Below are 8,356 nucleotides of genomic sequence, written 5' to 3'. Positions count from 1 at the left end.
GCAGACCCTCAGCAGCCCGGCGGCGCTCGATGCGGCACTGGCCGAGGCCAAGGCCAACGGGCAGCCGGTACTGCTCGACTGGTACGCCGACTGGTGCATCAGCTGCAAAGTGATCGAGCACGAGGTACTGAACGCCCCTGCCGTGCAACCGCATCTGAAGGCCTTCACCCTGCTGCGCCTGGACATCACCGAAAGCAACGCCGAACAGCGCACCCTGCTCGACCGTTACGGGCTGTTCGGCCCGCCTGCCCTGCTGTTCTTTGCAGCGAACGGCGACGAACTGCGCGCACAGCGTGTGGTTGGCGAAGTGAACGTGGAGGACTTCGTCACCGTGCTGAACCAGGTGGATGGCAAACTCGGGCACTGATGCAGGTATCTCGCGCCAACCTCGAAGAAATGACCGATTTCGAGATCTCAGTCACGTACTTTGGCCGAACCTCGGACATCGTGCTGACTATTGCCGGGAACTGGACACTCACAAGCGTTTGCGGCATAGTCGCCGCGCTATGTCGAATTGCCCTACAAAACCAAGGAATCGCAGATGGCAACCCTACTGGTGCTGCATGGCCCCAACCTGAACCTGCTGGGCACCCGCGAACCGGGCCATTACGGCGCCACCACGCTGGCCCAGATCAATCAGGACCTGGAGCAGCGCGCACGCGCCGCAGGCCATCACTTGCAATACCTGCAGAGCAATGCCGAGTACGAGCTGATCGAGCGTATTCACGCCGCGCGTGACGAAGGCGTCGACTTCATCCTGATCAATCCGGCTGCTTTTACCCACACCAGTGTCGCGATACGTGACGCATTGCTGGCGGTGAGCATCCCATTCATCGAAGTGCACCTGTCCAACGTGCACAAACGCGAACCGTTCCGTCATCACTCTTACTTTTCCGACGTAGCGGTGGGCGTGATCTGCGGCCTGGGCGCCACCGGCTATCGCCTGGCCCTGGAGTCCGCGTTCGAACAGCTGGCTGCGCACGCACAGCCCTGATGACACAAAGCCGTGGCCCTGGGGCCACGGCCTCGACTAAACGTTGCTGATACGTTTTCAACTTACATCCCCGACCGAATCCTGGGAGTCGCTTAATGGATATCCGTAAAGTCAAGAAACTGATCGAGCTGCTGGAAGAGTCTGGCATCGACGAGCTGGAGATCAAGGAAGGCGAAGAGTCCGTCCGTATCAGCCGTCACAGCAAGACCCCGGCTGCCCAGCAGTTCTACGCCCCTGCGCCAATGGCCGCACCGATGGCAGCACCTGCTGCACCTGCTGCTGCCGCGCCTGCCGCCGAAGCGGCCGCCCCGGCCCTCAAAGGCACCGTGATTCGCTCGCCGATGGTCGGCACCTTCTACCGCAAGCCGTCGCCGACCTCGCCGAACTTCGCAGAAGTGGGCCAGAGCATCAAGAAAGGCGACACCCTGTGCATCGTCGAAGCCATGAAGATGATGAACCACATCGAAGCCGACATCGGCGGCGTCATCGATGCCATCCTGGTGGAAGACGGTCAGCCGGTTGAGTTCGACCAGCCGCTGTTCACCGTCGTTTGAAGCGCGGAGAGCCAACGATGTCTGGGAAGCTCGAAAAAGTCCTGATCGCCAACCGCGGTGAAATCGCCCTGCGCATCCTGCGTGCCTGCAAAGAGCTGGGCATCAAGACCGTCGCCGTGCACTCCACCGCTGACCGCGAACTGATGCACCTGGGCCTGGCCGACGAGTCTGTCTGCATCGGCCCGGCGGCCTCCAACAAGTCCTACCTGCACATCCCGGCGATCATCGCGGCGGCCGAAGTCACCGGCGCCACGGCGATCCACCCCGGCTACGGCTTCCTGGCGGAAAACGCCGACTTCGCCGAGCAGGTGGAAAAATCCGGCTTCGCCTTCATTGGCCCGAAAGCCGACACCATTCGCCTGATGGGCGACAAGGTCTCGGCCAAGCACGCCATGATCGCGTCGGGCGTACCGACCGTACCGGGCTCGGACGGCCCGCTGCCCGAAGACGAAGACGCAGCCCTTGCGATCGCACGCCAGGTTGGCTATCCGGTGATCATCAAGGCCGCTGGCGGCGGTGGTGGTCGCGGCATGCGCGTCGTGCACAAGGAAGAAGACCTGATCTCCTCGGCCAAGCTGACCCGCAACGAAGCCGGCGCGGCGTTCGGCAACCCGATGGTCTACCTCGAGAAGTTCCTGACCGACCCGCGTCACGTGGAAGTCCAGGTGCTGTCCGACGGACAGGGCAATGCCATCCACCTGGGTGACCGTGACTGCTCGTTGCAGCGTCGCCACCAGAAGGTGCTGGAAGAAGCACCGGCTCCAGGCATCGACGAAGCTGCGCGCCAGGAAGTGTTCAAGCGCTGCGTGGACGCGTGCATCGAGATCGGCTACCGCGGTGCGGGTACGTTCGAGTTCCTCTACGAGAACGGCCGCTTCTACTTCATCGAGATGAACACCCGCGTCCAGGTCGAGCACCCGGTCTCGGAAATGGTCACCGGTATCGACATCGTCAAGGAGATGCTCAGCATCGCCGCAGGCAACAAGCTGTCGTATCGCCAGGAAGACGTGGTGATCCGTGGTCACTCGCTGGAATGCCGGATCAACGCCGAGGACCCGAAGAAATTCATCCCGTCCCCTGGCACCGTCAAGCACTTCCACGCCCCGGGCGGCAACGGCGTGCGCGTCGATTCGCACCTGTACAGCGGCTACTCGGTTCCGCCGAACTACGACTCGCTGATCGGCAAGCTGATCGTCTACGGCAAGGATCGTGAAGAAGCGCTGGCGCGCATGCGCAATGCCCTGGACGAGATCGTCGTCGACGGCATCAAGACCAACATCCCGCTGCACCGTGACCTGGTGCGAGATGAAGGTTTCTGCAAAGGCGGCATCAACATCCACTACCTCGAGCACAAACTGGCCAACCAGGACTGATCGAGCAGTAGCGTGATGACCACAGCCCCGGCCTTGCGCCGGGGCTGTTTCGTTTCAGAAGCCGGCAACCTCGATCACCGGGATGGCGTGATGCTGGTAATGAGCGCTGCTCACCGGATGGCCCGCAGCATTGCGCACGATGCCATCGCCGCCCTGGTACATCGGTTCGGAACGTACCCGGTTCATGAACCGTTGCGCGCGCAGGGCCAGCGGCCCACGCCCACCTTGCTGGGCCGAGCGCATGAGCGGGGTCAGGACCCTGTCGACCAGATCGCCGTTCATGGTGTAGACCCTGGTGACCCCGGTGCGCAGGTCCAGGGTCATGCCGTAGGTGTTGCCCAGGCAGCTCGAATAGGACCAGTGCTCCCAGCTCGGGCGCAGACCGTTCTGGCGCAGCACCGCACGCACCGGTGCGCCGATGCTGTCGCCGCCCAACCAGTCCCCGCCGGCCATGACGGCTGTGAGCTTTTCTGAAGCCTGCCCGCGAATACGCGCCAGCACCCCGCGCACCGACTGCTCGATGAGCGGCTTGATGTTGTGGTCGAAATGGATCACGGCGCCGGCGCGCGTCACCGGGTTGTACAGGGAAACCGCGACGCAGCTCTGCGCGTTGAGGGTGAACAGGTAATTGTCGGCCGTCTCAGGCACGAACCGCGCGACCACCGCTTCGCCTTGCAGCGCGCCGCGCTGATTGTCCGGATGCCCCGCCCCGCCGGTGATCTGCCGCGGCGCGGTGATGCGGCCGGCGTCACGTGCCGGGGCGCCACCACGCAGCCCGGTACTGTTGGCCAGCCAACGGCCCTGCGGGCCGAGGATCACCGCTTCATGGTGATAGCTGCCGGGGTTGTTGGCCTTGAGCACGCGCAAGGTCTGATGGGCGGAGTCGTACTCCACCTTGAAAAAGCGCCCCTGGTCGCGAATGAAATGCTCGCCCGCCGGTGCCTGCACCGTTGCCGGTGCACGCCAGGTGCCGGCCCAGATGCCCTCCTCGGCCACGGCCTGAACGCCTTGAGGCGCACGCTTGACTGCCCACTGCGGGTCAAAGCGCATGCTCGGCCGCTGGGGCGCGAGGCTGATCGCCGCGCGCGGCCGAATCAGCTGGTGGCGCAGGTCGTTGAACAGTGGCTTGACCGCCTTGAGGCTCGCGCCGGGCAGGTGCACCAGCAGCCCCAGCGCACCCCACGAGGCCTCGAGCCAGGCCTGCAGTGCGTGCGCGGTGTCACCTCTGCTATGGGCGATGACCGCCTCGCGCAACGGCGCCACCACGAACCAGGCACCGATGAATATGGCGAACGGCGGATACACCAGGCTCAATGGCGCAGCAAACAGCAGACCCTTGATGACCTGGCCACGGACCACCTCGGCATGGCTGCGGGTGGCAGCCTCGACATCGGCCAGGGCGTGTTCGATATAGCGGTCGTACTCGCCCGCCAACCCGACCACCTGGTTCAGTCGGCGCAGCGCATCGCGGTGGCCACTGCCGCTGGCCAGTGCCTTGAGCCGGCTGAGCACCCGCGCCTGCTGGCTGAGCCGGGTACGTGCCAGGAGGTAGCTGCGCAGCGTACCGCCCGCCGCCTCGCCAAGCTCAGCGTAGCGGCGCAGCAAGATGCCATCGGGCGCGTCGGCGGTGTACAGCCAGTCTTCGGCGCCCTCGTCCATGACCAGGCGGAAGACGTAGACACCGAGGATCACCACGTCATCCACGCTGAGGCGCACCAGCCCTGAGGTGTCGAGTACGGTTTCTGTGGTGTCCTGCGGGATGTCCAGGGTCAATGTGGCCCCCAGTGCATCGACCCGCGCCATCAGCCCGTCGAACACCGTGCGGCTGATCTGCCCCTGGGCCAGGGCGATGCGCAGGTCGCGGTCCAGGCCGGCGGCGAGCGCCCGTGCGAACGCCTGTTGCCGGGGTCGATAGTCGGCGGTCGAGGGCAGCAGGTAGCGGGCGCGCATCATCGCTATGTAGGCCTCGCCCAGATAGGCCCTGCGCGCATAGCGGGCCAGGTCGGCGCTGCGCAGCGCCGACAGGTCTTGCCCGATGGCCGAACGCACACCGCGGTCGGGATGGTCGATGCCGGTGTTGTCGTCATAGCCGAAACACACCAGGTCCACCAGATTGACCGACGCCAGGCGGCCGTCGCCCAGGCCTGGACGGTAATCGATGATGATTGACTCGGGGTCTACCGCCTCGGTCACTCCCTTGCTGCGCAGGTACGGCTCGATGGCCTGGGCCACGGCCGTGCGCGCGTAATGCTGGAAGCTCTGCCAGCCGTCGAGGGTATCGGCAAACGCCTGTTCGGCGTGCCGCGCCTGTTGCCGCAGCAACGTGATGACCCGTTGTTCATCCAGGCTCAAGTCGGTGTACCAGCCGGGTACCACGGTGCGTTGCACACTGTCTTCACGGGCCTGCAAGCGTGCCTGCACACCATGCGCCAGGGCATTGCGGTAGTCGGCAAAGCGGTGTCGGCAGTCTTGCTGCAGGGACCAGGCCTGGGGTTGTTCTGCCACCTGCTCCATCTGCACGGCCACGGACTCACGCTGCGCCCAGGGCACCTGTGCGAGCAGGTAGGCGCGGCCTGCGGCGCTTGCCATCCAGCCGCCCAGTTCCTGGTTCAGCGCGCGCAGCGAGGTCAGCAGCACCCATTGCTGAGCGTCGGGCTTGGCCGGTGCATAGAGCAACGCGCTGTGAAACCCGCCGCGTTCGTCAGCCAGGGTGAATACCAGCAGGTCACTGCACAGCGCGTCGAACACTCGCACACCGCTGACCGAAACGCCGGCCTCGGCCCCCCCCAGGGCCTGCAACAGCCGATCATGCTGGGCCGTTGGCAGATGACCGGCGAACCGGGCCAGCAACGCGCTGTATTTCAGGGCCAGGTCGGCGGCATCGAGCAAGGCGCTGTGCACGTCCACCTGTTGATGACGGGCGCGCAGGGCACCGAGGTAGCCCGCCAGATAGTCGCTGTCGAACAGCAGCGACTGCACCTGGGCAGCGCTGGGCGCCTCGCCCAGGCGCACCTGGCTACGGGTGCCTGCGACGTCGTAGAGCTGGGCGAGGTCAAGCGCACCGCGGCTCGCCAGCTCGGTCAGGGTGGTCGCCAACGGCGGGCTGCCGGCGGCAGCCTTGCGCACCAGCTCGATGCTGATCAGGTCGGGCGACAGTGGGTTGTCAAAGCGCTCACGCAGCGCCACACCGACCTGATCATGCACGTACGCCTGCAGGGTGCTTACGCCTGAAAGTAACCCCCAGGCGCGCTGCTGCGCGGCGCTCCACAGCGCCAGGGCGTCGCGCAACTGCGCACTTTGTGGCGCATCGAGCCCTTTGCGCCAATCGGGCAACTGCGCATTCATCATGCGGTCGATGGCCTCGCGCTCCTGGGCGGTGGCCAGGTTGAGCAGCACGGCCTGCCAGTGCCACGCCTGCTGCAGGGTTTCGATCAGCGCGCGTACGGCCTGGACGTCGGACGTGGCCAAGGCGGCGGGCTGCAGCGCGGCGTGCAGGTCGTCACGGTGCGCAGCCAGCCAGGCCTCGATGCACCCTCGATAGGCTTCGGGCTCGGTCACACCGGCGGGCGTTGCGCTCCAGTGCCGGTCCAGGGCGTCGTCGTAAAACTCCAGCAGGCGACTGCCGAGGCTTTCGACCAGTTGCACGGTGATCTCACGGCGCCATTCAGGGATTTCCTGAGTGACCTGACCCTCCCAGCGCCACGGCGCGTGTTCGGCTTCGTCATAGGCGAGCGGCTGCTGGGTGATGTGTCGCTGCAGGGCCGCGTCGATCAGGTCCTGAACGAAGCGCGGGTCGATGGGGCCTGGAAAATAGGTGCGCAGCTCGACCCCGACCTGCTCTTCCAGCACATCGAGAAAGCTCATCTGGGTCAGCAGACGCGCCTGGGCGTGCGCGGCCCAGTCGACCAGGCGGTCCAGCGTGGCGGCAGTGGCAGACGGGGTCAGGGGTGTGGACGGTGGCGTGGTCATGGCAAATGCTCTGGCAGGATGAGGGCGGAAAACTGCCCGGCCCACCCCCGGCACGTGCGTTATTTATTGCTGCGCCGCCAGCCGGGGAGTTCCCCATCTCCCGGCGCCTGGCGTAGACTGCGCGCTTTGCGCAGCGCCCGCTGCCCTGTCGAATTCTCTAAGGTACCCGCCATGCCCTGGCTGCAAGTACGTCTGGCCATCAGCCCGGAACAAGCCGAAACCTACGAAGATGCGCTGCTCGAAGTTGGCGCAGTGTCGGTCACGTTCATGGACGCCGAAGATCAGCCGATCTTCGAACCGGATCTCAATACCACCCCGCTGTGGTCGCACACCCACTTGCTGGCATTGTTCGAGGCCGACGCCGAGCCCCAGGCTGTGTTCGCTCACCTGCGCCTGCTGACCGATGCCGAGCTGCCCGAGCACCACGCCGAGGTGATCGAGGACCAGGACTGGGAGCGCAGCTGGATGGACAACTTCCAGCCCATGCGCTTTGGCCGTCGCCTGTGGATCGTGCCGAGCTGGCACGAGGCCCCGCAGCCCGAAGCCGTCAACCTGCTGCTCGACCCGGGCCTGGCCTTTGGCACGGGTACCCATCCCACCACGGCGTTGTGCCTGGAGTGGCTCGATGGCCAGTCACTGGAAGGCACCCATGTGCTGGATTTCGGCTGCGGTTCGGGCATCCTCGCCATCGCTGCGCTGCTGCTCGGCGCCACCGATGCAGTGGGTACCGATATCGACGTGCAGGCGCTGGAAGCCTCGCGCGACAACGCCGAGCGCAATGGCATCGCCGAACAGCGCCTGGCGCTGTACCTGCCCGAGCAGATGCCGGCGATGAAAGCCGACGTGCTGGTCGCGAATATCCTCGCCGGCCCGTTGGTCTCGCTGGCGCCGCAACTCGCCGGGCTGGTACGCGACGGCGGCCTGCTGGCGCTGTCAGGCATTCTTGCCGAGCAAGGCGAGGACGTGGCGGCGGCCTACGCAGCCGACTTCGACCTCGACCCGATCGTCGAGCGTGAAGGCTGGGTGCGGATCAGCGGTCGCCGCCGCGTGGCATGACAGCCGCCAGTGCCCTTCGGGCCTGGCCAAGCCGGACGATCATGCCCGGTTTCGCCATACTCGAAGGCCTGGACGACTGCGATGCACGGCAGAAAATCCTCGGGCAGATCCCGCGTCGACCCCGCTTGAGGTCTCGCAACGCCTAGACTCACTTTTCGCCCCACTCCCACGGACCGCCGCATGACCGACAGTTTCGTCACCCAGTGCCCGCATTGCCAGACGCGCTTTCGCATCACGCATCATCAGCTGAGCGTGGCCCGTGGCGTGGTGCGTTGCGGCCAGTGCCTGCAGGTGTTCAGCGCCGCGCGACAACTGCTGGAACAGAGCCAGGCCGCCAGCGCCGAGCCGCAGACGCCAGCCCCTGAAGCGTCTGACGCTGCTGCGCCGCCCGTGATCGCCGCCTCCGCCCG

Annotated in this window: 7 protein-coding genes; 6 read left to right on the top strand and 1 reads right to left on the bottom strand. The window is 65.7% G+C overall.

Annotated features, from left to right (window positions below; genetic code table 11):
• The 4 genes from RT028_RS19100 to accC all read left to right on the top strand — a co-directional run.
• A partial coding sequence (locus RT028_RS19100; protein ID WP_312936872.1) for a thioredoxin family protein occupies positions 1-367 on the top strand: 367 nt, incomplete at its 5' end.
• Positions 368-541: 174 nt separating this feature from the next.
• Positions 542-994, top strand: coding sequence for a type II 3-dehydroquinate dehydratase (gene aroQ / locus RT028_RS19095; protein WP_312936870.1), 453 nt, complete (start codon positions 542-544; stop codon positions 992-994).
• A gap of 95 nt (positions 995-1,089) precedes the next feature.
• Entirely contained in the window at positions 1,090-1,548 is a 459-nt protein-coding gene (accB, locus tag RT028_RS19090; protein ID WP_312936868.1) for an acetyl-CoA carboxylase biotin carboxyl carrier protein, read from the top strand.
• Between the two features lie 17 nt (positions 1,549-1,565).
• Positions 1,566-2,921, top strand: a complete 1,356-nt coding sequence (gene accC, locus RT028_RS19085) for an acetyl-CoA carboxylase biotin carboxylase subunit (protein ID WP_312936866.1) — start codon at positions 1,566-1,568, stop codon at positions 2,919-2,921.
• A 54-nt stretch (positions 2,922-2,975) separates the two neighbouring features.
• On the opposite strand, the gene RT028_RS19080 is transcribed toward accC, so the two are convergent.
• Positions 2,976-6,890 (bottom strand): type III effector 1, encoded by a 3,915-nt coding sequence (locus RT028_RS19080; protein WP_312936864.1) that lies wholly within the window; start codon positions 6,888-6,890, stop codon positions 2,976-2,978.
• 171 nt (positions 6,891-7,061) lie between these two features.
• Here RT028_RS19080 and prmA point away from each other — a divergent pair, with 171 nt between their 5' ends.
• Together prmA and RT028_RS19070 are read left to right on the top strand one after the other, a co-directional pair.
• Positions 7,062-7,946 (top strand): 50S ribosomal protein L11 methyltransferase, encoded by an 885-nt coding sequence (gene prmA, locus RT028_RS19075; protein ID WP_312936862.1) that lies wholly within the window; start codon positions 7,062-7,064, stop codon positions 7,944-7,946.
• A 180-nt stretch (positions 7,947-8,126) separates the two neighbouring features.
• The coding region (locus tag RT028_RS19070; RefSeq protein ID WP_312936860.1) for an MJ0042-type zinc finger domain-containing protein at positions 8,127-8,356 on the top strand (230 nt) is incomplete at its 3' end.

The sequence above is a fragment of the Pseudomonas sp. genome (assembly GCF_032058845.1).
Lineage (GTDB): Bacteria > Pseudomonadota > Gammaproteobacteria > Pseudomonadales > Pseudomonadaceae > Aquipseudomonas.
Note: the sequence above shows the minus strand (reverse complement) of the source record. Positions and strands in the feature narration are given on the sequence as shown.

Coding starts and splice junctions, on each gene's coding strand:
- prmA (WP_312936862.1), top strand. CDS start 7,062: ATGCCCTGGCTGCAAGTACGTCTGGCCATCAGCCCGGAACAAGCCGAA.
- RT028_RS19080 (WP_312936864.1), bottom strand. CDS start 6,890: ATGACCACGCCACCGTCCACACCCCTGACCCCGTCTGCCACTGCCGCC.
- aroQ (WP_312936870.1), top strand. CDS start 542: ATGGCAACCCTACTGGTGCTGCATGGCCCCAACCTGAACCTGCTGGGC.
- accB (WP_312936868.1), top strand. CDS start 1,090: ATGGATATCCGTAAAGTCAAGAAACTGATCGAGCTGCTGGAAGAGTCT.
- accC (WP_312936866.1), top strand. CDS start 1,566: ATGTCTGGGAAGCTCGAAAAAGTCCTGATCGCCAACCGCGGTGAAATC.